Consider the following 26,447-nt stretch of genomic DNA (forward strand, 5'->3'; position numbering starts at 1 on the left):
GCGTTCACGGGCCGCGGGCGCCCTCGCTACAGCCACATGTCGTGGCCGATCCGGCCGGCCTCCCCCGCCCCGGGCACGGACAGGAGCTCGGCGTGCGGGGCGTGGGCCGACGCCGACACGACCAGTGTGTGAGGACCGGGCCGCAGCCCTCCGACGCGGTAACGGCCCGACTGCACGGACCCTGCCGCGACCCGCTTCCCGCGTCCGTTGATCACAGTGATCCATCCGGCGCAGCCCGCGGGGTGCCGGTCGCACCGGACGCTTCCGGTGACGGTGACTCCGCCGGGAGGCGCGGCCGCCGGGGGCGGTGTCGCGGACACCGGCAAGCTCGTTTCCGTGCCGGGAATGTGAGTGGCCGCGACCGCGACCGTGGCGGGGGACGCGTCGGAGACGGCGGCATTCCGGGGCGGCCGCCGGGTGCCCCACTCCGCCAAGAATGCCTGTGTGCGTCGTTCCATCGGCGAGGTCACGACGTCCTGTGCAGCCGCGCTGCGCACGGTGAGCCCGCACTGCTCCGCGTACCCGGCCAGCGCCTCGTCGAGCGCGGCGAGCTCCCGCAGTGCCGAGCGGATGCGCGCGGCGCGGGGTCCCGGCGGTGCCATGTCCAGCTCCGCCTTCAGTTCCCGTACCAGTGGGCCCACCCGCTGCCAGGACTCCTCGGGCTCGCCGGTGGCCAGCGAGCGGTCCAGAGCCTGCAGCGAACCGGCCAGGACCGCGGTGATACGGGTGAACCGTTCGGCCTGCCGGGGCGCCAGGTCGATATCGATGTCGGCCGCTGCCGCGAGGGCGCGGGCGTGGCCGGTTGCCGTGGTGAGCAGGGCGGTGCGATGGTCCGCGTCACGCCCGCGCACCCCGAGCGGCATCCTGACCAGCGGCCGGACCAGGCTCACGACCTGGAACAGGGCGGAGTCGACCGCGCGAGCCGCTCCGCGCAGCCGGACCGGGGCGTCGGGGTCCTCCCAGCGCAGGGCCAGCTGCGAGACGAGGCCGTCCACGGCGGACACGTAGCCGCGCTCCGCCTCCCGCGTGATCCTGCGGCCGGACAGCGGGAAGATCAGTGCCGCGCACAGGGTCGCGATCAGTATGCCGAGACCGTTGTCCAGCAGCCGTTCGCCGAGCAGGTGGTCCATCCCGGCGTCGGGCGTCGTCAGTCCGTACAGCTGCACGAGTGCGACGACCAGGCCCACGACCCAGAGCGCGTAGGCACGCTGCATTCCCCACGCGCCGAGCGTGATCCCCGCGACGATGATCGTGAGCATCACGTAGACGTGACCGTGGCCCACCAGGTGGAGCAGAGCGATGCCGATCACCGCGCCGCCCACGGTACCGGCCATGCGGTGGCCGAATTTGCGCAACCGCTCGTGGGTCGTGTTCGTACCGAAGAGGGTGATCATCACGCCGACCAGACCCCAGTAGAAGCGCTGCGGGTCCACGGCGTCGGTGATCGGGCAGACGATGGCGGCGGCGATCCCCGCATGCAGCGGTGCGCGCACGAAGGGGACGGCCCGCCGCCAGCTCGTCTCCGTTCCCGCCGCGAGCACGCGCCGCGTCGCCGCGGCGGATCCGGCGGGACGGTCGCGCTCCAGGGCGACGGTCGGCTGGAAGGGGACCTTCGCCGGTGACTGCGGGGAGCTCCAGCCCAGCGCGAGCCATTGGGAGAGCGAGCCGGCCAGCGAGTCGAGCAGGTGGGCCACGCGGTAGGCGGGTTCCACGGTTTCCGCCTGCCGGCTTCCGGTACCGGGGCGGTGCGGCACGGCATCGGCCTGCTGGCGGATGATCTCGGCTGCGGGGCGCAGCCCCTGGGCACTGCCGAGGGGGGTGTCCCGCGCGACGACGAGTCCCACCACCAGCGCCTCACGCAGGTGCGCGGGCACCTCGAGCCCGGTCAGGTCCTGGACGGCCCGGCCTATCCCCCGCAGGGCGAGTTCCGCGTCGAAGAGGTGGCGGTGGAGAAGCTCGGCCATGTCGGGGTCGGCCGCGACCTCCGGCTGAGCGAGCCGTCCGTCGATGGTGACGGTGGTGACGTTGAGACGGCGCAGAGCGCGCGTCATGCGGCGTACGGCACGTTCCTGGTCGGCGTCGGGGTCCAGCGCCTCGATGGCCGCGTCCGCGACCCGGCGGGCTTCCACGACGAAGGCGCGCTGGGTGCGCAGCAGGTCCTCGCGCGGCATCGGGTAGCACAACAGCAGCCGGGTCACGAGCACCGCTGTGGCGGACACCAGGGCGACGAGCAGCGCCTTGCCCGACATCCCCGCGGGGATGTTCGCCATCATGCCGACCATCAGCCCGTTGAAGAGCATCATGCCCGTGAGCAGGTACAGCTGACCGAATCGGGCAAGGAAGAACGTCAGGGCCAGCGCACCGACCATCAGCCCGATCTCCAGGCGGCGGTCGTCGTGCAGCTCGGCGGCCAGCCACAGGACGGCGGCGTAGGGGAACGGCATCCACAGGATGGCCCGGGCGAGCCGCTGCCAGGTGTTCTCGGCCACGGCGAAGGCGCTCATCAGGCCCATCATCCCGCCGACCATCATGCCGATCATGGCCGGGATGTCGAGGGCCCTCGCCATCCCGTAGCCGACCGCGAGGGAGGTCACCATGGCAACCAACGTGCGCCATCCCGACTGCAGCTGCCCGAGGCCGGGATCTGCCGCGAGCACCCAGTCCCAGCGCCGCCGGGGCCCGCCCACCCGACGCGGCGCAACGGCGCGCGGAACGCCTGTCCCGGGTACGGGGGTGTGCACAACGCCCTCCACAGATGCGGGGGGACGCGGAACTTCTGCGGGGGTGCCGGTGGGTGGTGCGGGCGCTGCTCGGTCCGACGCCGTCCCTGACGGCGCGGTGCCTGGGCTGGTCAACTGGTCTCCGATTCCATCGCGTTCAGCAAAGTGGTGAGGGCGTCGCGAGCGGCGGCCACGGCGCGCTCGGAGTCCTCGACGCCGGCGTCGAGGCCCCTCAGGAGCGCTGCGGCCATCCGCCGGCGCGCCTCTTCGAGCAGGTCCCGGCCGGCCGGTGTCAGGGTCGCCTCAACGACACGCCGGTCGGGTGCGCAGCGTTCGCGCGAGGCCAGGCCGCGCTCTTCGAGGCTCTGGAGAACCACGGTCACGCGCGGTTGCGCCATACCCGTGTACGCCGCGAGGGCGGTCACCCGTCGGGGGCCGTCCTCCAGCGCGTCCAGTACGGCCGCCTGGCTGCGGGTGAGCCCGAAATCACCCGTCCGGAAAAGTGTCTGCGCCAGTCGCCCGATACCTCTCAGGAGGCCCCGGGCGGCGCTCTCGATGCGCTGCTCGTCGGTGAGACCTGAAGACGGTGACGATTGATGCATATTGCAATTATATATATGTCAAGAGGGGCCCGGAACCATGCGCGGGCAAAATGCCCGGGCTCGTCCGGTCCGCCCCGGAAGACCGGCCGGAACGGCACGTACCGCATGGCCGAGGCGTCGGTCATGCGGTACGTGTACGTGTCACCCATGCGGTACGAGGGGTGACGGCAGCCGGGCATGCCCGGCCCCCGTGGCTCAGGACCGGGAAGTCCCCGGTTCCGTGAGACGGCGCAGCGCGCGCACGAGAGCCCCGACGCCGGACCCGGCCTTGGAGCGGGGGCACCCGACGTTGAGCCGGACCCGGCCCGGGGAGCCGTACGCGGCCCCCGGCATGATGGCCACTGCCTCCACCTCGACGAGCTCACGCTGCAGCGCGTCGTCGTCGACACCGAGCGGCCGCAGATCGATCCAGGCGAGATACCCGGCCTGCGGGGGCTCCCAGCCGAGCTGCGGGAACTCCGCGCGCAGCCGGTCGGCGACCATGGTCAGATTGCCCGCCAGATACGTGAGAAGGGCGTCCAGCCACGGCCCCCCTTCCCGGTACGCGGCGATGTGCCCGACCAGTGACAGCACGGCCGGAGAGGAGAGACCGTCCGCGTCCTTGAGCTGCCGCAGATAGGCGTCACGCGACTCGGCGTCGCCGATGATCCCGTAACTTCCGGTCAGCGCAGGAATGTTGAACGATTTCGAGGCCGAGGTGACCACAGCCCACCGGCCGTCGCCGCCATGCCGGGCCCAGGGGCGGTGGACGTGCGGGGCGTGGGCGAGGTCGGAGTGGATCTCGTCGCTGATCACGGCCACGTCGTACCGCGCGCACAGCCGGGCCATCCGGTCCAGCTCGTCGGCCGACCAGACCCTGCCCGTCGGATTGTGCGGCGAGCACAGCAGCAGAACGGCGGTGTCGGGCAGCGCCAGAAGCCGCTCCAGCTCCGCCCAGTCGTCCAGCGGGCACTCCCGGAGCTGCCGCCCGTGGGCGGCCACCGTCCTGGGGAACGCGTCGTACATGGGCGTGTGCGCGACCACGCCGTCGCCGGGCTCCGACCACAGACGCAGCAGCTGCGAGATCTGGTAGACGACGGAGGGCGCGTAGACGATCGACTCCGGATCCACGGCCGTCGCATGCCGGGAGGCGTACCAATGGACGATCGCGGAGAGGAAGTCCTTCTGTCGCCACCGCGAATAGCCGAGCACACCGTGACCGAGGCGGTCGCGGAGCGCGGCCAGGATCTCCGGGGCGGTCTCGAAGTCCATGTCGGAGATCGTGAACGGCAGGAGATCCGGCACTCCGAAGCGGTCCTCTACGTAGTCCCACTGCGTGCACCAGGTGCCGTGGCGGTCCACGGGGGTGTCGAAGCCGTACGGTGCGGGCTGCTGGGCCGGCCCGGACGAGCCGGGAAGGTGGAGGGTCATGGTCAGCCCACCGGGACCATGGTGGCGATGGCGTCCTTCACCGACTGGACCTGCGGCCCGATGATGACCTGCACGTTGTGGCCGTCGAGCTTGATGACCCCCACGGCACCGAGCTTCTTCAGCCGTGCCTCGTCGACCCGTCCCGCGTCCTGCACCGTCATGCGCAGGCGTGTGATGCAGTTGTCCAGGGACTGGATGTTCTCGGCGCCGCCGATCGCGGCGAGGATGGCGACGGCGTCGTACTTCCCCGCGACCAGCACGCGTGCGGGCTCTGCCGCCCCGTCCGGGGCGGCGGCCTCGACGTCCTCGTCCTCCGGCTCCGTCTCCTCCTCACGGCCCGGGGTCTTCAGGTCGAAGCGGGTGATCGCCCAGCGGAAGAGGAAGTAGTACACGGCGAACCAGACCGCCGCGATCACGGGTATCAGGTACCACTTGGTCGTCGAGCCCTGGAGGACTCCGAAGACCAGCCAGTCGATGACGTTGCCGTCGGTGTTCCCGATGAAGACGCCGAGCACGGCCGCCGTGAGGAAGCCGAGTCCCACGAGGACCGCGTGGATGGCGTACAGCCACGGCGCGACGAACAGGAACAGGAACTCCAGGGGCTCGGTGATCCCGCCGACCACGCAGGCCACCACGCCGGACACGAGCAGAGCCTTGATCTCCGGGCGCATCTTCTTGTTCGCGCAGTGGTACATCGCGAGCGCGGCGCCCGGCAGCCCGCCGAGGTAGGACGCCATCTTGCCCTGGGAGAGGAAGTGGGTCGCCTCGGTGACGGAGGCATTCGGCGCGGCGGAGCAGTCCAGGTGCGCGTAGAACATGTTCAGGGCGCCGGAGACGTTGTCGCCGCAGACGGTGCCCGAACCGCCGACGTCGGTGAACCGGAACATGGCCACGAGGATGTGGTGCAGCCCGATCGGCCGCAGCAGCACCTCACCCATGCCGAAGAAGAACGGCCCGAAGACACCGGTGTGCCCGATGCCGCGGCCCACGGCGGTGATCCAGCCGTTGAAGGTCGGCCAGACCAGCGGGATGAGCAGACCGAGCACGCTCAGGGCGAGTGCCGAGACGATCGGGACGAAGCGCAGCCCACCGAAGAAGGCCAGTGCGTCAGGCATCCGCTGGGCACGAAAGCGCTGGTGGAGGAGGCTGACAACGATGCCGACGACCACGGCTCCGAGGAGTCCGGTATCGATGGACTGCACGCCCAGCACGTCAGCTATCCCGTAGTGCTGGATCGCCTTCTCGTCCTCGAAATCGACGCCCTTGGCGGTGAGGTAGAAGTTCACCGCCAGATTCATGGCGGCGAAGCCGACGAAGCCCGAGAAGGCCGCCACCCCCTTGTCCTCGCGGGCGAGACCGAGCGGGATCGCCATCGCGAAGAGGACGGGCAGGAAGGTGAAGGCGACCAGCCCCGTGTTGGCCATCCAGGTGAAGACGAGGTGGAAGCCCTCGGCCTTGAGGAAGGGGAGGTTGTCGGTGACGGCCTCGCTGGAGAGGGACGAGCCGATGCCCAGGATGATGCCGCAGAACGCGAGCAGGGCCACCGGGAGCATGAACGTCTTGCCGAGCCCCTGGAGAAACTCCCAGAGTGCGGCTTTGGTCTTCTGCATGTGTACGGAACCTTCGAGCCTGGGGGGACTGCCCCCGGCGCTCGCCGTGGAAATGCGGGGGCCACGGATGATCGAGCGGCGGAAGACATGATGAGGGGAGTTCCGGCCGTCCTCGCACGGTGTACCCGGGGATCGCCCGGTGAGCAGCGCCAGGCAGGGCCGTTCCGCCGCAGGGATCACATCACAGCAGGTCGACGACTGTCCATGGAGGCTCAGGGGTACGGGCCCGGCGCCGGACGCGGACGGTTCGGCATACTCGGGGAACGCGCTGTCACGCTCCGTGACCCATGCCACTCGTACGCCTGCGCATCTGGTGTTTGTTGCCGCGTCGGTGGGTAAGGGGCTCTGTGATCGTCGGAGACAATCCGGTGGATAGTTCGGATAAGCACAGGAAGAGGAGGGTTCGATGTCATCGAAGCGACGTCGTAAGAAGAAGGCCCGCCGCAAGAACGGCGCGAACCACGGCAGCCGTCCGCAGACCTGAGGGCACGCCGATTCATCGGGGGGTGGCACGCGCCACCCCCCGAACGCGTTCCCGGCACATGGCGCGGCGCCCGTGCGGATGGTGTTCGGGGACGATCCCGGGACCGGTGGGCGCACAGGCTCGCGACGCCCGCGGTGTTCAGTCGCGCACCGCGGTGAGCCTGACCCCTTCGAGGCGCTCGGGGCGCAGCAGCACCGGACCGAGCAGACCGGACGCCTGCGGGTCGCCGTGCTCGTTGGCACCGGTGTTGGTGACGCGCACCCGCAGTACGTTGTCCCCTTTGCGCAGGGGACCGGTGACATCGAGCCGGTGCGGCGCCCACAGCCGGGGCGGCAGTTCGACGCCGTTCACGGTGACCTGTGCGACGTCACGCACCTCCCCGAGGTCGAGCGTCCAGATCCGGTCGGCCAGATCCTTGGCTTCGAGGGTGAACCGGCGCTCGTAGAACGCCGATCCGGAATACGAGGCGTCCAGGACCGTCCAGGATCCGAGCGGGCGGTCGGCGCTCTGCGCACCGTCGGCGTCGAAGCGGAAGCTCCAGTCACCGTCGAGGGGCACCGCCGTCAGCGGATCGGTGACGGCGAGGGTTCCGGCCAACCGGTGGCTGCCCTCCTGAGCGACCACCCGTACGGTTCTGGGCGTCGACACCCGCACGGTGGCGGTGCCGCCGTTTCCCTTGACCGCCAGGCTCTCAACCGGTGCGTTCGACTCGACCGCGTGCGCGGGACCGCCGCGGAGCGCACGCCGGAAGACCACCAGGACCACACTCTTCGACTCCAGCCGCAGCGAGACCGCGGTGCCCGCGCCGGATCTGCCCGCGAACGGCGCCGCGCGCCAGACCCCGGCCGGGACCGTCTTCCCGGTGTCCGGGTCGCACAGGTACGGCGCGCCGAGTGCCGGGAAGGTCGCGGTGACCTCGACCGCGCCGGCGTGCTCGTTGCCGAGCAGGAACGACCGCTCCCCGTCACGCTCCAGCCGCAGCACCCGCACCTCGGGAGTCGGCGGCGACAGCGTCACAGCGGCGCCGCCCGCCGCCACGACCTGGGCAGCGGCCTCCGCGACGTCCTTCACCCGGTGCGCGCGGGAAGCGCGCTTGCCGGCGAACAGCTTCGCCAGCGCGTTCGTCAGGTCCTTGTCGCGGCCTTCCGGCTCCTGGGCCGGCAGCTCACCGACCGCCACCAGCACGCCACCGCCATCCACGAACCGGGTGAGTGCGACGGCCGCGCCGAGCGAGAGCATCGGCGTCGTCGGCAGCACGAGGACGCCGTACCGCTGCCGTCCTACGACCAGGTCCCCACCGTGCGACCGCGCGTGCTCGATCAGCGCCGGATCGGCGGTGAGCGCGCCCTCGTCGACGAAGTCGAAGTCGATCTGACTGTCCTCCAGCGCGTGCACCGCACCGGTGAACGCGCTGTCGATCACGGTCTGCTCCGGGTGGTCCTGGAAGGATTCCGCGGCGCGCTGCGGCTGGAGCAGCGCGGTACGGGCCGCGGGCGTGGCGCGCGCCGCCTCCACCAGCCGCCCGATCCACTCGTTCAGCGGCGACGACAGGTCCCACCACGGGTTGACCGGCTGGAACGGCGGCGCGAAGACGATGTTGTCAGCGTCCGAGAAACGGGCGTGCAGCAGCACCTTGTTGATGCCGCGGACGACGAACGCCCCGATCACCTCCCGGGTGAACGCCGGAGTGACCTGCCAGCCGGCGGCGCCCATCGCCTCCAGGTAGACGCGCTCGCGTCCGACCTGGTGGGCTGCGCTGGCCGGCCCGCGCGGCAGGATCCGGTGGTACCCCTTCTGGTAGTGGTCGGCGATGAGGTCGGTACCCGGCACCTGGGCCCACTGGTGTGCCGTGTTGAGGTTGCCGGTGCTCCTGAGCTGCTCCGCGGGGCCGTACTCGTCCCACAGCGGGTTGGAGATCAGGTCCAGCCCGTGGTCCCCCATCCAGGTGCTGATGCCCTTGTAGTACGCCGACGAGAATCGGTTGGAGACGGCGCGCCAGAACACACCGCGCAGGGCGCGCCCCTGCTCGCCCAGGTCGTCGTGGACCGCGGAGAGAACGATGCCCAGGCCCGCCTTCCCGCCCAGTCGGCGCACCTCACCGGCCAGACTCGCCGACCACGGCACCTGGCCCCATTCGGCATCGGCGGACACGATGAAGGGCTCGTCGTCGGCGAAGCCGAGCAGCACACGGCCGACGGCCCACGGGAATCTGCGGACGTACTCGCCCGGGACCATGTCCATGAACAGGCCCACGGCTTCGTCGTCCAGCAGGTCGAGGTAGTTGCGGCGGCTTCCGCCGGTGTCGGCCAACAGCCGGGACGTGAAGACGTCCACCTGCCACTGTCCTGCCGGAGCCGTCCAGGTGCCGCCGTTGCGTGCGGCGTCCGTGAGGTCGATCATCTGCGGGACGACGGATCCGCCCGCACCGACCGGACGGGCCGAGGCCGCGAAAGCGGACCCGAGGTCGTCGGGCGTCACGAAGTCGTCCACAGCGGAGTCGGAATCGAAGGTGCCGGCGAACAACTGCCTGCCGTCCGCCCCGACTACGGTCAGACCGTCCCAGGAGGAATGCTGCGTCGCCGTAGCGCGCAGTCCGACCGTGCCGGTGGCGAAGGCCGTGTCGGAGACCGGCGCGGACTCGGCCCCGTCGAGCGAGGTGACGATGTTCGCGCCCTGTACGGCCACTTGGAGTCGGTGGTCCGCCCCGGCGTCGAAGCCGGTGACTGCGGTGCCCGGCCGGAGCAGCGCGAAATCGCCGTCCGTCTGGCGGTACACGTCGACGCCGCCGTCGCTTCGCAGATCGGCGAGGTAGCCGTTCTTCGCGTCGGAGCAGCGCACCAGCAGTCCGGCGGCGCCTGAGTCGATACGGACGGTACCGGTGACGGTGCAGTCCGCCCAGTCGGCCCCCTCCTTCAGGACACGCACGCCGTCGAACGCGGCGGCGTCCACCACCAGTCGGCCGTCCGCCACGCTCAGCGCCCGGCCCGCCAGCGGGACGGTCGCGCCCGCGGCGACCCGCATGCTGCTGCGCTGCACACTCTTGGCCCGCAGGTGGGGGCGGGGCGGGTAGGTGCGGTCGCCGACTCTGCCGCCGTTCACCGCGAAGCCGCCGGCCCGGCCGCTGGGGAAGAAGTCGTCGTTGAACAGCCATATATGCATGTGGTGGCGGTCGGCCTCGCGGAGGGTGTGCTCCACGATGTCGAACCACTCCTCGGTGAAGAAGGCCGGTTTCAGGGCGGTGGTGTCGAACGGGAAGACCAGCACCTCGGTCACGCCCTTGGCGCGCATGTCCGCAAGGGTCGTGTCCACCAGGTCCGTGGTGACGGTGCCGTTCCAGAACCACAGGATGAGCGGCATGCTGTCGCCGGCCGGATGGGCGAACCGCTCAGCCGAGAAGGACTGGTGACCTGTCGGCCCGGCGGCGTAGGCGGGCTGCCAGAAGCTGGTGGTGGCGCCGGCCGCCGCCGCAGCCGCCGCGATCTGCAGCAGCCGTCGGCGCGAGACCGGGGCGTGGCGGCCCTGCCCCGTGACGTCGGCACCCCGCGTATCCCCGGGAGGAGCGGCGCCATCGGTCGCCGCGCGAACACCGTCGTTCATCAAAACCCCCTCGCAGAGTGGCTGCGACGCCAACAGGCCTGCGGGACGCGGCTGTCACCGGCGCGCCCCGGGCCGTGCCGCCCGGGGAGATGAATTGTTTCAATCAAGCCGTGGCGGACGCTATGACAGGTGGCCGACCAGCGTCAATGGTCGTGTCGCGATCTGCCGCATCCTCTACTGGATGGCCAGTTCAGGTGGCCACAAGTCGAGGTGCCGGGATGTCACAAGAATGGAACGCGCGGAGCGTGACCGGATTGAACGATTCAATTCACCGGAAACGGCAGGAGTCACGGCAGGCTCCGCGGACGATGCCGAGCGGGCCCGGGACGATACATCACCCCGGGCCCGCCGCACTGCCGCTTACCACCTACCGCCGGGTGACCGACCGGATCCAGTCGAGTTGCCGGGAGATCTCCCCCGCCCCGGCCATGCGTTCCCGGTCGGAGCCGGAAAAGACCCCCAGGAGGGTTTCGGCACCCTGCGGGGCGATACTCATCACCGGGCCGCCGGAGTCCCCGCCTGCGGGAATCCCGGACACCTTCTCCATGCAGAAGTCCGGACCGTCAGGCACGGCGAAGCCCTGGCACCGGGCGGCATCCGCCCGTACGACCCGCAGATCCGAACGCTTGAGGACCGGGGACTGACAGGCGTTCTCGTCCCCGGTGCACGTAGCACCCCACCCGTACTGCCGCACAACCTGACCTGCCCGGGCGCCGCCTGTGGCCAGGCGCGCCGTGCGGACCTTCATCGGCGTGACCTTGATGAGCATCATGTCGGCCTTCGCGCTTCCCACCCGCGCCCCGGGCACCGGGCGGACCGTGGTGCCCTTCCGCACGTCGAGGCTGCCGACCCGGAATGAAATCCGCTTGTCCGCGACCGACTGCGCCTGCTCGAAGAAGCAGTGCGATGCACTGATGATCCACTGCCGCGTAACCGCCGTCCCGGTACACACCGGTTTGCCGTCGATGAGCATGCGCACCGCCCATGGACCGTACGCACTCTTCGACCCCCCGATGACGGCGGAGGCCGGCGCGGATGACATCACCGCACCCGTCACCAGCAGCAGGGCGGTCAGCAGTAACGCACGCATTCGACACACCATCCGGAACAGCTCCTCTCGTCGGGCCATGGGCCGTACGCGTGGTCAGATATCGCTCTGGAACAAAAGGTTCCGAATCCGGCACAGGTTCATCCGATGGAACCGGCATCGGGGCCCGGCGCGTAGGGTGCCCGAATGATCGAGGTACCGGAGGCGTTCGCGCGGAACACAGTCGGCCGAGAGGGCGAGCCCGGTGCGGCATGGCTCGCCGAACTGCCCGGGATCGTGGAAGTACTCCTGGGGCGTTGGGGATGCCGGACGGACGGCGAGGTCCTGCACGGCGGTGTCGGGGTCATCGTCCCGGTGCGCCGGCAGGACGGGGCGACCGCTGTGATGAAGGTGTCGTTTCCCCATCCTGGCAACGTCCATGAGCCGGACGCGTTCGTGGCCTGGGGCGGGCACGGAGCCGTCCTGCTCCATGAGCGGGACGACGAGCGTTTCGCGATGTTGCTGGAGCGGGTCAGGACGTCGACCCTGGCGGAGGTCGAGAGCAAAGACGAGGTGGTGACGGTCGCCGGGCTGATCAATCGCCGACTGGCCGTCCCCGCGCCGCCCGGCCTCCCCCGGCTGCGGGAGCAGGCCGATGCCTGGGAGGCGCAGCTGCGCGAGGATGCCGGGGAGCTGACGCACACCCTGCCGGGTTGCGTGGTGGACGCCGCCGTAGCGACCGTGCGCGAGTTGGGTCACGATCAGCCGGATGTCCTGGTCCATGGCGACCTGCACCCCCGGAACATCCTGCGCGCCGACCGTGAGCCCTGGCTGGCCGTCGACCCCAAGGGGTGTGCGGGGGATCCCGCTTACGACGGCGGCACCCTGCTCAAGTCACTTGCGGTGACGCTCGTCGAAGCGGACGACCTGCGCAAGGCTGTCCACCGGATCGTGGACGTCTTCGCGGAGGCTGCGGAGGTGGATCGCGAACGGGTGCGGCGCTGGGCCCAGTTCCATGCCGTACAGGCCGCGTTCTGGGGCCGGCGCCACGGGTTCCGAATCGCCCGCAGCGGGACACGACTGGAACGGCTCACCCACCTCATTGGTTCTGTAGCCGAGTTACTCACCGAACGCACCCGCTGAACGTTTCAGAACGGGCGCCGGAGTCTCAAACGGAGCCGCTGACCGTGAGCCGGATGTTGCTGATCCGCCCCATCCCGTCGAAGGAGACAACGGCAGCGTTCCCCGTCGGCAGATCGGCGATCAGCCGGTCGCCTTCCACGCGCTGCGGCACCCCGTGGTGCTCGAAGTACCCCGTGACGGCCTGTCGCGGCGAACGTCCGATGAGTGAGATCCCGGCCATGAGCACGCGCGGCAGGGCGACCGGATCGAGCTCGGCGCTCGGCACCTTCGGGTCGTCGGGCAGGAAGTACACCTGAGTGCCGGGCCCGGCGGACTGCCCGATGTACCCGGGAGCGTTGGCTACCCCCATCCCCGCGAAGGCCAGCATCTCGGCGGCCCGCCGAGGATCGTCGAACCCGGACAGATCGAGTTCCTCAGTGGTGAACTCCGCAATCCCGTGCGCCTGCCCGTACCGTGCCACCGCAGCGGACAACGCCACGACCTCAGTCCCACCGAGCCCCGGATTTGCCCAGCCCCACAGCCAGGACCCCCCTTCCGCGTCGTACGTCCCAAGGACACCAGCCCGTAGCTGCACGTCCCCCTGCCGGTACGAACACGTCGGCAGGTCCGCGCTCCACGGCGCCTCGGGCAGGAATTCCATGAGTGCTTCGAGCTGAGCGGTGCCCCAGACGGAGTGCCGTTCCGCCTCGAGCAGGAACTGGTCGCTGAATCCGCTTGTCATGATCACAAGCGTAGAGGGCGAGACCCACCGGCGGGTAGCCCGGGCCAACTCTGGTCCCACCCCACCGAATCGACCTCATGGTGAATCGATCAGTCGGCCCGGATCCCGGAGCCGGCTCCTGGCTGGACTCCAGCCGTCGGCCATGCGGCTGCTTCGGCCCGTGCCACGGCCTGCCGGTCCATCGCCAGCCAGACCCGGTCCCTGGTGACGGGCATCTCGGTGAAACGGATACCCGTGGCGTCGTACAGCGCGTTGGCGAAGGCGGGAGCCACCGGGTTGAAGGGGCTCTCGCTCATCGACTTGGCTCCGAGCGGGCCGATCGCGTCGGTCGTCTCCATGAAATGGACCTCCGTGCGCGGCACGTCGGCGTACTGCGGGAGCCGGTAGCGGCGGAAGGCCGCCGTGGTCACCCGGCCGCGTTCGTCGAGCCTGACGGTCTCGAAGAGTGTGGCGCCAAGTGCCTGCGCGACTCCGCCCTCGATCTGCCCCCGGCACTGCAACGGGTTCATCACCTTGCCGGCGTCAGCGGCGTGGACACTACGGAGGATCTTCATCTCGCCCGTGTCCGGGTCGACGGCGATCCGGAACCACTGGGCGTTGAAGGCCACCGAGCGCGGGCTGCCGCCCCAGTGGCCCTCCGCCGTGATCTCCTTCTGCGCTCCCGCAGCGTGGGCCGCCTCGTGGAGCTCCTTCAGTGTGACCGTCCGGCCGGCGCAGTCGATCGCATCGGTCCCGAGCGTGCACAGGTGCCGGGCCACACCGGTGTGCCGGGCCGCGAAGGTCCTGAGGCGGCCGGCCAGGGACTCCGCGGCGAGCAGGACCGCTTTGCCGGCGACGACCGTACCGGCCGATCCGAAGGCGCCGGTGTCGTGCCGGACGACGTCGGTGTCGGACTGGCGGATGGCGATCCGGTCGACGGTGGTGTTGAGGGCACCGGCGGTGATCTGCTTGTGGACGGTGGTGGTGCCGTTGCCGAACTCCGCTGTACCGACGGCGATGTCGTACGTCCCGTCCGTGAGCAGAGTGACGGTCGCATCGGCGTAATGGCCCCCGGGCGGCCCGGTGGCGATCATCGCCATGGCCGTGCCCTGGCCGGTCAGCCACCCCTCCGGAACGTCCTCCGTGCTCCGGTCCTCCGCGATGGCGTTGCGGACGATGGAGAGGCACTGGGCAAGGCCGTACGAGGCGATGTGCAGGTCCTCCTCCTCACCGATCGGGCTGACCATGTGGTCACCGGGGCCGATGATGTTCTTCTCCCGGAAGGCGAGCGGGTCCATGTCCAGACGGCGGGCCATCTCGTCCATGGCGGATTCGACGGCGAAGGTGACCTGGCCGAGACCGTAGCCCCGGAAGGCCCCCGCCGGAACGCCGTTGGTGTAGACGGAGAAGGCGTCGACCTTCTTGTGCGGGGCCCGGTAGACGGCGAAGGACTCGCCGACGCTGTGGAACATGACGGCGGGGCCGTGGTTGCCGTACGCACCGGTGTTGGAGACCACGCGCATCTGGATCGCGGTCAGGGTGCCGTCGGCGCGGGCACCCAGCTTGATGCCGATCGTGAAGGGGTGGCGGGTGGTGGCTCCGAAGAACTGCTCGGCGCGGGTGTATTCGAGCTTGACCGGGCGGCGCAGCCCCAGGGCGGCGAGGACGACGATGTCCTCGGTCAGCATCTCCTGTTTGCCGCCGAACCCGCCGCCCACCCGGCCGGCGACGACACGGACCTCGTCCTCGGGAAGACCGTAGAGGGCGCACAGCGCGCGTCGGGTCAGAAACGGCGTCTGGGTGCTGGAGCGCACGGTGAGCCGCTCGCCGGTCCCGTCCTCCTTCGGCTCGAAGTAGGCGACGCAGCCGTGGGTCTCCAGGCTGGCGTGCTGGACCCGCTGGGTGCGGAAGGTCTCCTCGTAGACGACCGCCGCTTCGGCGAACCCGTCGTCGACCGAGCCGATCTCACCGTGCACCTCGCCGGCCACGTTGTTCCCGACGCGGGCGATCCTCTCCTCCGGCCCCTTGCCGGCGTGGATGACGGGCGCTCCGGCACGCATGGCCTCCTCGGGGTCGGTGACGTACGGGAGTTGCTCGTAGGTCACCTCGATCCGCCGGCAGCCTTCCTCGGCCGCCTGCTCGCTGTCGGCGACGACGGCGGCGACGCGCTGGCCCACGTAGCGGACGGTTTCGTCGAGGACGCGGGTGTCGTCCGGGTCCTCGGTGGGGTGCTCGTGCCGGGCGCTGGAGTACAGGGTGGCAGGGGCGTCCCGATGGGTGAGGACTGCGTGGACACCCGGAACCCGCAGGGCCGCTGCGGTGTCGATGCCGACGATGCGGGCGTGCGGGTGCGGGGAGCGCAGCAGCTTCATGTGAAGCAGTCCGGGGACCTCGACGTCGAAGGTGTAGCGGGCGGCGCCCGTCACGACCTGGGGGCCCGCCGGAGCGCCGAGGCTCTTGCCCACCGCCTGCCCGGCGCACGGGCGTTCGGTGTGCCGCACGCCGTGGACGGCGTCCTCGATGGCGCGGTATCCCGTGCACCGGCAGATGTTGCCCTTGAACGCACGGGGGAGGTCATCCAGTTTGCCGTCGTCGTGGGCGGCGCCCTTCTCCTCTTCGAGGGCGGCCGTGGTCATCAGGAAGCCCGCTGTGCAGAAGCCGCACTGGAAGCCCTGGGCATCGAGGAACTTCTGCTGCACGGGGTGGAGTTCGCCGTCCTTGCGGGCCAGGCCCTCCACGGTGGTCACGGACTGGCCCTCGGCACGTACGGCCGGGTAGAGGCAGCTGTGCACCGGCTCACCGTCCACATGGGCCGTGCAGGCTCCGCAGTCCCCGGCGTCGCACCCCTTCTTCACCCCGAACCAGCCGCGCTCACGCAGGTAGGTACGCAGACACTGACCGGCGCGGGGCTCGGCGCCGAAGGGCCGGCCGTTGACCTGGATACTGAAACTCATCGCACACCGTCCTGGGTGAGAGCGCGCCGGACCTGCTCGGCAAGGTGGAAGGCCATGTGCCGCCGCCATTCGGGCAGGCCGTGGATGTCGTCGAACCAGTCCCGGTCGTCGACGGCGGACTCGATCGCGCGGCGCAGCTCCGACCGGCCGGGCGGCAGAGCGGACCAGAGGCGGATCGGGCGCCGGGTCGCGGCCGTGATGGTCACGGCCAGCGAACCGTCCAGGGGGTCCAGCGTCCCGATCACGAGGGCACCCGAGCGCCCGAGGCCGTAGAGCGACGCCTGCCGGAATGCGGTGCGGCACCTCATCGAGCGCGCGGGAACGGTCACCGAACGCAGCAGCTCGCCCTCGGCGAGGTCCTTGACGCCGGCTCCGGTGACGAAGTCCGCCGTCCTCACCCGCCGCAGCGAGCCGTCCTGAGCCTGGAGCAGGCACTCGCCGTCGAGGGCCGCGGTGAGGGAGATCATCGGGCCGGCGGGCAGGCCGTTGCAGAGGTTTCCGCCGACGGTCGCCATGTTCCAGATCTTGAACGAGGCGAGAAAGGCCCGGCAGCACTGTTCGATGAGCGGGGCGGCCGCCGCGTCGAGCGTCCTCCCGAATCTGGACAGCTGCGCGATCGTGCACGTCGCCGCGATCTCCACCGACCCGTCGGGCCGCGTACGGACCGGCTCCCAGCCCATCCGGCTCAGGTCCACCAACCGCCGCAGATGCGGCTGGGGTTCGGAGAACAGGTACGTTCCGCCGCCGAGCCAGGCGTCGCCCGGGCGCCAGGGCTCACGGCGGCGCGCATCTCGCACGTCGAGAACTGTGTTCAGATCCATGTCTCCCCCGTCTTCGGCCGCTGCTTCCTGGCCAGTGAAGCCGGGCCGCAGGCCGGAAACGACTGGTGCGCCGCACGGAATACCGTCGGCCCGGCCGACCGCACCTTGGTGAATCAGCCAAGCGGCACCCCCCTCGCAGTCCTCGCATGAGCCATGTTCTGGCCCTTATACGGCTTGTGAATATGAGATATCGAGGCGCCGAGGTGAGCGGCTGCCCAGGGCATGGCGGCAGACATGCACGGACACGCGCGCGTCAGATGTCCGGCTGCACCCGAACCCGACTGCCGCACCCGTTCCACGTCCGGGCGAGCGACACCGCGTGTACGGCGGCGACGGCCGGGCACCTGGCGGATATTGGACTCTCAGCGGTCCCGCAGTGTGCGCCCGCTCCGACCAGGAGGTAGCCGCCGTGACAACCCCCGCCGCATCGGACGAACCTTCCGACGAGACCGCGGCGCCGGGCGATTCCGGGCTCGGACTCATCACGACAGCCGTGCCGGCGCGACTGGACCGGCTGCCGTGGTCACGCTGGCACTGGATGATCGTCATCGGCCTCGGCACTGTCTGGATTCTGGACGGCCTCGAAGTGACGACGGTCGGTAACATCGCGGGCCGGCTGTCGGAGGAGGGGTCGGGGCTGGCCATCACGTCCGCACAGGTCACCGGCCTTGCCGCGGCCCTGTATGTGGCGGGTGCGTGTGCGGGCGCACTGTTCTTCGGCTGGCTCACCGACCGGTTCGGCCGCAAGAAGCTGTTCATGGTGACGCTCGCGGTCTACCTCGCCGCGACCGCGATGACCGCTCTGTCCTTCAGTGCGTGGTGGTTCTTCCTCTTCCGCTTCCTCACCGGTTTCGGCATCGGCGGGGAGTACGCGGCCATCAACTCGGCGATCGACGAGCTGATCCCCTCGAAGTACCGGGGCCGGGTCGACCTCATCATCAACGGCAGCTACTGGCTGGGGGCGGTCGGCGGGGCACTGCTTTCGATCGTCATGCTCAACACGGACTACTTCCCCAAGGACCTCGGCTGGCGGCTCACCTTCGCCCTCGGCGTCGTCCTCGGTCTCGTGATCCTGCTCGTACGGCGGCATGTGCCGGAGAGCCCGCGGTGGCAGTTCATCCATGGACACGGGGAGGACGCCGACAAGCTCGTCGGCTCCGTCGAGCGCGAGATCGAGGAGGAGAAACACGAGAAGCTGCCGCCGCCGGCCGGTGAGATCACGATCCATGAGCGCAAGAGCATCGGCTTCGGCCTCATCGCGAAGACCGTCTTCCGCAGCTATCCCAAGCGTGCGGTGCTCGGACTGTCCCTCTTCATCGGCCAGGCCTTCCTCTACAACGCGATCACCTTCGGCTTCGGCGCGATCCTCACCACGTTCTACGACGTCCGGACAGGCCACACCGGCTACTACTTCGCGGTGATCGCGGCCGGCAACTTCATCGGGCCGCTCGTGCTCGGCAAGCTCTTCGACACGGTCGGCCGGCGCATCATGATCGCCGGTACCTACATCGTGCCGGGCATCCTGCTGTTCGTCACCGCCTGGCTCTTCGACCGGGGGTCACTGACGGCCAACACCCTCACCGCCTGCTGGTGCGTCGTGCTGTTCTTCGCCTCGGCCGGGGCGAGCAGCGCCTATCTGACGGTCTCCGAGGTCTTCCCGATGGAGACCAGGGCGATGGCCATCGCGTTCTTCTATGCGGTCGGTACGGCCGTCGGCGGGATCAGCGGACCGCTCATCTTCGCCGACCTCACCGAGTCGGGTGTGCCCGGTGACACGGCCCTGGCCTTCTGCATCGGGGCGGGCCTGATGTGCGCGGCGGGAATCGTCGCGGCCTTCCTCGCGGTCGACGCCGAACAGCGCTCCCTGGAGGACATCGCCAGGCCCCTCTCCCAGACGGAGAAGGGCGGCGGGAATCAGCCCGGTGGCGGCCCCGCTCCTCTGGGCGGCACGGCGGGGTGAGCGGACCGGGCCACCCTCCGCGCACCACGTCCGAACGGCGGCAGCACAGGCGTCTCGCCTACTGGCCGGCGCCCGCGGCCGACGGTCTATCGTGGGCCACATGGCCACTGACCTCATCCGCATCGTGTCCCGCGACTCGCCCATGGCACTCGCCCAGGTGGAGCGCGTCCGTGCCGAGCTGGGGGCGCTCCACGCCGGCATCCGCACGGAGGTCGTCCCGGTCAGGACGACCGGGGACAAGTGGATGGGCGACCTCAGCGTCGTCGAGGGCAAGGGCGCGTTCACGAAGGAGGTCGACGCCGCACTGCTCGCCGGGCACGCCGACCTCGCCGTGCACTGCGTCAAGGACATCCCCGCCGACCGGCCCCTGCCCGCAGGCACGACGTTCGCCGCGTTCCTCAAGCGCGACGACGTCCGCGACGCACTCATCCACCCGGCCGGACTCCACCTCGACCAGCTCCCGTCCGGCACCCGGATCGGCACCTCGTCCGTACGGCGCATCGCTCAGCTGGCCGCCTCGCACCCGCAGCTCGACTGCGTACCGATGCGCGGGAACGCGAACCGACGCCTGGAGAAGCTCGCCGCCGGGGAAGCCGACGCGCTGATCCTTGCCGTATCCGGTCTGGAGCGCATCGGCCGCACCGACGTGATCACGGAGGTGCTGTCCCCGGAGGCGATGTGCCCGCCGATCGGAGCCGGGGTCCTGGCCCTCCAGTGCCGCGAGGGCGACGCGGAGCTCATCGACGTGGTGAGCGCACTCGGCGATCCCGCCACCCATCGCGAGACAGCGGCCGAACGCATGTTCCTCCATGTCCTCCAGGGCCACTGCAACAGCCCGATCGCCGGCTACGCAAGGGTCGAGGGGAATGGGGAACTCGCCCTGCGGGCCAAGGTGTTCACGCCCGACGGCAAGACCGTCCTGAATGCGCACGAGTGGGCGGGGCGCCTCGACCCACAGACGCTCGGCACCTCCGTCGCCGTCTCCCTGCTGCGCCAGGGGGCACGCGAACTGATCGACGGCATCGCCCACTGAGCCACCAGGTCACGGGGGGGGGCCGCTGCCGAGCCGGGCCATGAGGTCACAGTTCCCGCAGGGCCGGCAGCAGCTTCCGCTCCGCCCACTCCAGATACGGTTGCTGGTGGTCGCCGCCGATCTGGATGAGGGCGACTTCGGTGAACCCGGCATCCGCATAGGGCCGAACCGCCTCGACGACTGCCTCGACGTCCTCGCCGCAGGGGATGGACTCCGCAACGTCCTCGGGCCGTACGAACTGCGTGGCGCCCGCGAACGCTGCCGGGCCCGGCAGTTCCGAGTTGACGGGCCAGCCTCCGCCGAACCAGCGGAACTGCTCGTGGGCGCGGGCGAGCGCCGCGTCGCGGTCGGTGTCGAAGCAGATGGGCAGCTGACCGACCTTGGGCTTGCCTCCCCCGCCGTGTCGCTCGAAGGACGAGACAAGCTCCTGCCTGGGTTCGGTCGCGATCAGCAGGTCCGCGTGCTTGCCGGCGACTTCGCAGGAGCGGTCACCCGAAACGGCGACGCCGATGGGCGGGGGCGATTCGGGCAGGTCCCAGAGCCTGGCGTTCTCGACGTCGAAGTGAACGCCGTGGTGGCTCAGCCTCTGCCCCGACAGAAGCGCGCGGATGATCTCCACCGCCTCCTCCAGCATCTCCAGACGGACGTGGGCGGCGGGCCAGCCCCCGCCCACCACGTGTTCGTTGAGGTTCTCCCCCGAGCCGAGTCCGAGCCGGAAGCGTCCCTGCGACAGCAGCTGCATCGTGGCGGCCTTCTGCGCCACGACCGCCGGGTGATAGCGCCTGGTCGGACAGGTGACATAGGTCATCAGCGGGATGCGCTCGGTGGCCTGCGCGGCGGCCCCTAGGACACTCCAGGCGTACGAGGCATGCCCCTGGGACTCCAGCCAGGGAAAATAGTGGTCCGATGTGACGGAGAAATCGAAGCCGGCACGTTCGGCGCCGACCACATGGCCGACGAGCTCACGCGGTCCGGCCTGCTCCGTCATCATCGTGTAGCCGATCTGCACCATGTCGTTCCTCTCCTCCGCGGGCGAGCGGTGACCTGCGCCTCGCTCCGGTCCGGTAGTGCTTGGCGCGGTGCTGCTCGGTCTCTCCCAGCCTGACTCGCCCCGGCCTCCCCGTCGCGCGGAGCGTCAGGCCGGCGGCGGGCAGCCGGCACCGCCACCGCCGCGGCCCGTCACATGCGCGGACGGGCATGTGCGCAAATGGCCCGTTCCCTCAGCCGAATGCCGCCTCGGACTGGCACCCAGGGTCATTGGCACGGTTGGCTGGCCCGAAAGGAAAGGTGACCTCCCTTGAGTACATCTCCTGCCGGGGACGGTGAGCATCTCCTGCACGAATTCCTGGCAGAGGTGCATTCCACGGCTCCGACAGATCTGTTGTCCCTCGTCAACCGATACGCGGTCCTGCTGGGCCTGCGCCAGGTCGACATCTGCCTCGTCGACCTGCAGCAGCAACGGCTGACCTCGCTCTCCGGTGAAGCCCAGCACGTCGTGGACGCGTCGCTGGCCGGCTGGGCGTTCCGCGCACTGGCCCTGCGGGTGGAAAGTACCGACAACGGCACCCTGCTGGCCTGGCTCCCGCTCGTGGACGGAGTGGAACGTCTCGGAGTCCTCGGGGTCCAAGTGGATTCGCTGGACAGCACCCGACTGGAGCGCTGCAGAACACTCGCGTCCATCCTTGCGATGGCCATCACTTCGAAGCGCGCCTTCAGCGACCGATTCGTGCAACAGGCCCGCACAGAAGCGATGACGCTGCCGGCGGAGATGGTACGGGCCCTGCTGCCGCCCCGGACGGTCGGCGAAGCGCGAGCCCTGTCCACAGCAGTCCTTGAACCGGCCTATGAGCTCGGCGGGGACGCGTTCGACCACTCACTGACCGAGTCGACGCTGCACGTCGTGATCCTCGACGCGATGGGCCACAACCTTGCGTCAGGAATGACCACCGCGATCGCCATGGCCGGATGCAGAAGTGCCCGGCGCAAGGGTGCCGGGCTGCGCGAACTCGTCAAGACCGTCGACGACGCCCTCGCCGAATGGCTTCCGGAGCAGTTCTGTACCGGGATCGCCCTGCAGCTGGACATGTCCAGCGGAGTCATGAGCTGGATCAACTGCGGCCATCCCCCGCCCCTGCTCATCCGTGACCAGCAGGTACTGGAAAATGCCCTGGAGCGGACCGGTGAACCTCCGATGGGCACCCCTGGAAGTCTCGTGCCTTCGTCCCGCGTAGTACACGAGGTCTCCCTGGAACCCGGGGACCGCGTCCTCCTGTACACGGACGGAGTGACCGAAGCCCGCTTGGCAGACGGACCGCAATTCGGGCTGGAGGGCTTCACGGCCTCGATCATCCGCGCCACCGCCGCGGGAGAGCCTGCCTCGGAGGCTCTCCGTCAGCTGATTCACTCGATCCGGGAGCGCCAGAACGACAAACTCAATGACGATGCCACCATCCTGATGATCGAGTGGCGGTAGGGCTCGGTCCGGGGCGGTCGCGCCGGGTACGGCGTCCTCTCAGCCGTTGAAGCGATCCGGGTCGAACCCGGTCCGCTCGTCCCGGTTCAGCGCGGAGATCTCACCGACGTCGCCCTCGGCCAGCTCGAAGTCGAAGAGGTCGAAGTTCTCCTCAATACGCTTCTGGGTCACCGACTTGGGGAAGACGATGTCCCCGCGCTGGATGTGCCAGCGCAGGGTCACCTGGGCAGGCGTCTTGCCGACCCGCTCCGCGATGCGGTTGATGGTGGGGTCGTCGAGCACCTTGCCCTGCGCGATGGGCGACCAGGCCTCCGTGACGATTTCGTGCTCGGCTCCGAACGCCCTGACATCGTCCTGGGTGAGGTAGGGGTGCACCTCGATCTGGTTGACCACAGGCACCACATCGCTGCCTTCCAGCAGGCGGCGCAGGTGGTGGGGCTGGAAGTTGGAGACGCCGATGGCCTTGGCGCGGCCGGAGCGGTAGATCTCCTCCAGGGCCTTCCATGTCTCCACGAAGTCGCCCTTGCCGGGCAGCGGCCAGTGGATGAGGAAGAGATCCAGGTAGTCGAAGCCGAGCTCGTCCATGGTGCGATCGAACGCCTTGAGGGCGTCGTCGTGTGCGTGGTCGCCGTTGTCGAGCTTGCTGGTCACGAAGACGTCGGCACGGTCGAGTCCGGAGTCCCTTACCGCCTGGCCGACCTCCTTCTCGTTGCCGTACATCTCCGCGGTGTCGATGTGCCGGTATCCGGTTTCCAGCGCGGCCAGGGTCGTCGCCCGGGTCTCATCCGCCGGAATCTGGAAGGTGCCGAAGCCGAGTTGAGGGATCTGTACTGCGTTGTTGAGGGTGATGACGGGCACTGCGGTCACGGTCACTCCTGGTGTCGTCGGTTCTGGTGTCGTATATACGCACGCGCCGCGGCCGGATCGCTCAGCCTGCGATGCCCCGCAGCTCCGCGTCGGGCGGCAGGATCCGGACCAGTTTGCGGTTGACGAACTCCTGCATCCCGAGTTTCGAGAGCTCCCGCCCGTAGCCGGAGCGCTTGATGCCGCCGAAGGGCAGGTCGGGCTGGGTCGAGGTCGGGTGGTTCACCCAGACCATGCCGGTCTCCACCCGCTCCGCCACCCGCCGGCCCCGCTCCACGTCCGCGCAGAACACGGATCCGCCGAGGCCGTACTGACTGTCGTTGGCGAGGGCGATGGCCTCGTCCTCGTCCGCGACCCGGTAGATCACCGCGGCCGGCCCGAACAGTTCCTCGGCGTAGGCGCGCATACCCGGCTTGACGCCGGTGATGACCGTCGGTTCGACGAAGGCGCCCGGGCGGTCGATCCGGTGGCCGCCGGTGACCAGTTCCGCGCCCTGTGCCACGGTCTCGCGGATCTGGTCGGCCAGGTCCGAGGCCGCCTGCTCCGAGGAGAGCGGCCCCAGGGTGGTCACGTCGTCCGCCGGATCGCCCGGCCGCAACGCCTCGAACGCGCGGCGCATTCCGTCCACGAAGTCGTCGTAGACGCCCTCCAGCACGATGAACCGCTTGGAGGCCACGCAGCTCTGACCGGTGTTGGCCATCCGGCCTGCCACCGCGGCCCCGATGGTCCGCTCCAGTCCCTCACCGTCGAGGACGACGAAGACGTCGCTGCCGCCGAGCTCGAGCAGAGTGGGCTTCATGTTCCGCCCGGCCCGTTCCGCGACCCGGGCTCCCGCCGCCTCACTGCCGGTCAGGGAGGCCCCTCGGACGACGGGGCTGTCGATGATGCGCGAGATCTCGTCGTGGCTCACGAACAGGTTCGTGTAGACGCCCTGGGGTGCCTCCGCGTCCCGGAAGAGTGACTCCAGGGCAAGAGCGGACTGCGGGCAGATACCGGCGTGCTTGACCAGCACGGTGTTGCCGAGCACCAGGTTCGGTCCCGCGAAACGGACCACCTGGTAGAGCGGGAAGTTCCAGGGCATGACACCCAGCAGCACCCCGATGGGCTCATTGACGAGGTACGCCTCCCCTCCTCCACATCGAGTCGCTCGGCGGCGGCGAAGTCCGCCCCGTGCTGCGCGTAGTACTCCAGAATCGACGCGGCGAGATCCACCTCGCCGCGCGCCTCGGAGATGAGCTTGCCCATCTCCTGGGTGACGATCTGGGCCAGTTGCTCTTTTCGTTCCTTCATCAGTCCGGCCGCACGACCGACGACGGCCGCACGCTCCGTGATAGGCCGCTTTCGCCATGCCTCGAATGCCTGACCTGCTGATTCGAGTGCGGAATCGACCTTCTCGCCCTCGATGGCCGGGAACTCGGCGAGAGTCTCCCCGGTGTATGGGTTCACGGTCGCAAAAGAACTCTTGTGCTGACCCGACATGGAATCTCCAGAACGAGAGGGGCGGCGCGCGCGGCTGACATCGGCGCACGGCGGAACATCGCATTCCGCCTCTCCCCCGGGTTACCCGGCAGCAGGATGGGCAAACCGAACAAACACCCCAAAAAAGCCCTGCGGTCGTCAGCGCCGGTGGTCGCCGTCGCCGAAGTCGGGCGCCTCGGTGGCCAGCAGGTGCTCCGCACCGCCCTCGAGCACCTGGGCCATCTCCGCGGAGCGGGGGAGCATCGTCTTCTCGTAGGCGCGGACGGCGTCGTCGACCGTGGTGGCGTTTGCGAGAGCGAGTGCCAGCTCACAGGCATCGAGCATGGCGAGGTTCACGCCGACACCCAGAGGCGGCATGAGATGAGCCGCGTCGCCGAGCAGCGTCACCGTGGGGCTGGGCTCCCAGGCGTGCGGGACGGGGAGGGCGAGAATCGGGCGGTCGACGTAAGGGCCGTCATTGTCGGTGATCATGCGACGCATGAGGGGCGACCAGTGGGCGTAGCGCTCAAGGAGCAGGGCCCGGATCCCGTGGGTGTCGTCCCGCTTCAGCCCGCTCCCGCTCATCCAGTCGGCCTGGACGCGTTGAATGACGTAGACCCGGATGTGGTTGCCGCTGTTGCGCTGCGCGAACATCCCTCGCTCACCGTCGGCGGCGTGGGCGCCGCCCTGGCCCACCAGTCGGGCGATGTCGGGGTGCCGGTTGTCGACGTCGGAGAACCACGCTTCCAGGAAGCTCACTCCGGTGTATTCGGGCACGGCGGGGGAAACGGCCGGTCGCACCCGGGAGAAGGCGCCGTCGGCGCCGATGACCAGGTCGGTCTCGACGGTGGTGCCGTCGGTGAAGTGCAGCTGGCGCGCCCCTCGGGCGGGCCCGTCGACACGTTCGAGGCCATGACCCCAGCGCACAGTGCCGGGCAGCAGCGAGTCGAGCAGAAGGTCGCGCAGCTGGCCTCGGTCGATTTCCGGCTTGAACAGCTCGTCGGGCTCCGGGACCTCGTGGGACGTGATCGTGCCCGCCGGATCCATCTGGCGCATCTCCTGCCCCTCGGGGCGGGCGAGTTCGAAGAACTCCTCGAGGAGACCGGCCTCGCGCAGAGCGATCTGACCGTTGTCGGCGTGCAGGTCCAGGGTGCCGCCCTGATTGCGCACGTCGGGGCCGGCGTCGCGGTCGTAAACGGTGACCGGGATGCCGTTCCGCTGGAGGATGCGGGCACACGTCAGTCCGCCGGGTCCGGCTCCGATGATGCTGATCCGGGCGCGTGCGGGGTTCGGAGAAGTCATGGGTGTTCCTTCCGGGAGTGAAGAGAGAGGGGCAGGTGAGCAGGCACAGATCCTGGCTTCGACCGCCGGCGCCGCGGAGGCGACGTTTCGCGGAGGGGCGCAGCAGGCCGGCGGCGGCGAAAGCGAGGACTTGATCGCAGACGAAAGACATTGGCCGCAGACGAAAAGCGACAACTCATGCCGGCCGCCAGAAGCACGGGAGCCTCCACCGGCCCCCCGGCTCACGAAAGTAGATTATGGCAAAAAGTGGAATCTGACAACTTAACTACGGATGCCACTATCGGGTAGG

The 26,447-nt window shown here is 69.6% G+C and carries 17 protein-coding genes and 1 pseudogene; 5 read left to right on the forward strand and 13 right to left on the reverse strand.

Annotated features, from left to right (window positions below):
- Nucleotides 1–26 precede the first annotated feature (26 nt).
- The 4 genes from ACFVW8_RS15875 to malX form a co-directional block, all read right to left on the reverse strand.
- Nucleotides 27–2,597, reverse strand: coding sequence for an FUSC family protein (locus ACFVW8_RS15875; RefSeq protein ID WP_389690194.1), 2,571 nt, complete (start codon nucleotides 2,595–2,597; stop codon nucleotides 27–29).
- A 254-nt stretch (nucleotides 2,598–2,851) separates the two neighbouring features.
- Nucleotides 2,852–3,322 (reverse strand): MarR family winged helix-turn-helix transcriptional regulator, encoded by a 471-nt coding sequence (locus tag ACFVW8_RS15880; protein WP_389690196.1) that lies wholly within the window; start codon nucleotides 3,320–3,322, stop codon nucleotides 2,852–2,854.
- Between the two features lie 195 nt (nucleotides 3,323–3,517).
- A complete protein-coding gene (locus ACFVW8_RS15885) occupies nucleotides 3,518–4,732 on the reverse strand; it encodes a MalY/PatB family protein (RefSeq protein WP_389690198.1) in 1,215 nt (404 codons plus the stop codon).
- Between the two features lie 2 nt (nucleotides 4,733–4,734).
- A complete protein-coding gene (gene malX, locus ACFVW8_RS15890; protein WP_389690200.1) occupies nucleotides 4,735–6,342 on the reverse strand; it encodes a maltose/glucose-specific PTS transporter subunit IIBC in 1,608 nt (535 codons plus the stop codon).
- Between the two features lie 406 nt (nucleotides 6,343–6,748).
- On the opposite strand from malX, the gene ACFVW8_RS15895 reads away from it, so the two are divergent.
- On the forward strand, nucleotides 6,749–6,826 hold the full coding sequence (locus ACFVW8_RS15895; RefSeq protein ID WP_371604899.1) for a 50S ribosomal protein bL37: 78 nt from the start codon (nucleotides 6,749–6,751) through the stop codon (nucleotides 6,824–6,826).
- A gap of 138 nt (nucleotides 6,827–6,964) precedes the next feature.
- On the opposite strand, the gene ACFVW8_RS15900 is transcribed toward ACFVW8_RS15895, so the two are convergent.
- On the reverse strand, nucleotides 6,965–10,423 hold the full coding sequence (locus ACFVW8_RS15900) for a glycosyl hydrolase (protein ID WP_389690202.1): 3,459 nt from the start codon (nucleotides 10,421–10,423) through the stop codon (nucleotides 6,965–6,967).
- 367 nt (nucleotides 10,424–10,790) lie between these two features.
- A complete protein-coding gene (locus ACFVW8_RS15905; RefSeq protein ID WP_389690204.1) occupies nucleotides 10,791–11,525 on the reverse strand; it encodes a S1 family peptidase in 735 nt (244 codons plus the stop codon).
- 132 nt (nucleotides 11,526–11,657) lie between these two features.
- On the opposite strand from ACFVW8_RS15905, the gene ACFVW8_RS15910 reads away from it, so the two are divergent.
- Nucleotides 11,658–12,593: an aminoglycoside phosphotransferase family protein gene (locus tag ACFVW8_RS15910; RefSeq protein ID WP_389690206.1), complete on the forward strand. Its 936-nt coding sequence runs from the start codon at nucleotides 11,658–11,660 to the stop codon at nucleotides 12,591–12,593.
- 25 nt (nucleotides 12,594–12,618) lie between these two features.
- On the opposite strand, the gene ACFVW8_RS15915 is transcribed toward ACFVW8_RS15910, so the two are convergent.
- The 3 genes from ACFVW8_RS15915 to ACFVW8_RS15925 all read right to left on the reverse strand — a co-directional run bounded on the left by ACFVW8_RS15915 (nucleotide 12,619) and on the right by ACFVW8_RS15925 (nucleotide 17,068).
- Nucleotides 12,619–13,314: a DUF6882 domain-containing protein gene (locus tag ACFVW8_RS15915; protein ID WP_389690208.1), complete on the reverse strand. Its 696-nt coding sequence runs from the start codon at nucleotides 13,312–13,314 to the stop codon at nucleotides 12,619–12,621.
- Nucleotides 13,315–13,403: 89 nt separating this feature from the next.
- A complete protein-coding gene (locus tag ACFVW8_RS15920; RefSeq protein WP_389690210.1) occupies nucleotides 13,404–16,247 on the reverse strand; it encodes a molybdopterin-dependent oxidoreductase in 2,844 nt (947 codons plus the stop codon).
- Entirely contained in the window at nucleotides 16,244–17,068 is an 825-nt protein-coding gene (locus ACFVW8_RS15925; protein WP_389690212.1) for an FAD binding domain-containing protein, read from the reverse strand. The genes ACFVW8_RS15920 and ACFVW8_RS15925 overlap by 4 nt, the downstream gene beginning before the upstream one ends.
- A gap of 409 nt (nucleotides 17,069–17,477) precedes the next feature.
- Between ACFVW8_RS15925 and ACFVW8_RS15930 the strand changes: the two genes are divergently transcribed.
- Together ACFVW8_RS15930 and hemC are read left to right on the forward strand one after the other, a co-directional pair.
- Nucleotides 17,478–19,028, forward strand: a complete 1,551-nt coding sequence (locus ACFVW8_RS15930) for an MFS transporter (RefSeq protein WP_389690214.1) — start codon at nucleotides 17,478–17,480, stop codon at nucleotides 19,026–19,028.
- A 100-nt stretch (nucleotides 19,029–19,128) separates the two neighbouring features.
- On the forward strand, nucleotides 19,129–20,061 hold the full coding sequence (gene hemC, locus ACFVW8_RS15935; protein ID WP_389690216.1) for a hydroxymethylbilane synthase: 933 nt from the start codon (nucleotides 19,129–19,131) through the stop codon (nucleotides 20,059–20,061).
- Nucleotides 20,062–20,107: 46 nt separating this feature from the next.
- Here hemC and ACFVW8_RS15940 read toward each other — a convergent pair whose 3' ends face one another.
- Nucleotides 20,108–21,073 carry an LLM class F420-dependent oxidoreductase gene (locus ACFVW8_RS15940; protein ID WP_389690218.1) on the reverse strand — a complete coding sequence of 322 codons (966 nt, stop codon included), beginning with the start codon at nucleotides 21,071–21,073 and terminating at the stop codon, nucleotides 20,108–20,110.
- Nucleotides 21,074–21,358: 285 nt separating this feature from the next.
- On the opposite strand from ACFVW8_RS15940, the gene ACFVW8_RS15945 reads away from it, so the two are divergent.
- Nucleotides 21,359–22,534: a PP2C family protein-serine/threonine phosphatase gene (locus ACFVW8_RS15945; protein WP_389690220.1), complete on the forward strand. Its 1,176-nt coding sequence runs from the start codon at nucleotides 21,359–21,361 to the stop codon at nucleotides 22,532–22,534.
- Nucleotides 22,535–22,573: 39 nt separating this feature from the next.
- Here the strand turns inward: ACFVW8_RS15945 and ACFVW8_RS15950 are convergent, their stop codons facing one another.
- From ACFVW8_RS15950 to ACFVW8_RS15960, 3 genes and pseudogenes are all read right to left on the reverse strand, one after another.
- On the reverse strand, nucleotides 22,574–23,401 hold the full coding sequence (locus tag ACFVW8_RS15950; RefSeq protein ID WP_389690222.1) for an aldo/keto reductase: 828 nt from the start codon (nucleotides 23,399–23,401) through the stop codon (nucleotides 22,574–22,576).
- A 166-nt stretch (nucleotides 23,402–23,567) separates the two neighbouring features.
- Nucleotides 23,568–24,877, reverse strand: a pseudogene (locus ACFVW8_RS15955) (NAD-dependent succinate-semialdehyde dehydrogenase); the annotation flags it as partial.
- Between the two features lie 138 nt (nucleotides 24,878–25,015).
- Nucleotides 25,016–26,158: an FAD-dependent oxidoreductase gene (locus ACFVW8_RS15960; RefSeq protein ID WP_389690226.1), complete on the reverse strand. Its 1,143-nt coding sequence runs from the start codon at nucleotides 26,156–26,158 to the stop codon at nucleotides 25,016–25,018.
- Nucleotides 26,159–26,447 lie beyond the last annotated feature (289 nt).

Source organism: Streptomyces sp. NPDC058221 (genome assembly GCF_042882365.1).
In the GTDB taxonomy this organism is placed as follows: domain Bacteria; phylum Actinomycetota; class Actinomycetes; order Streptomycetales; family Streptomycetaceae; genus Streptomyces.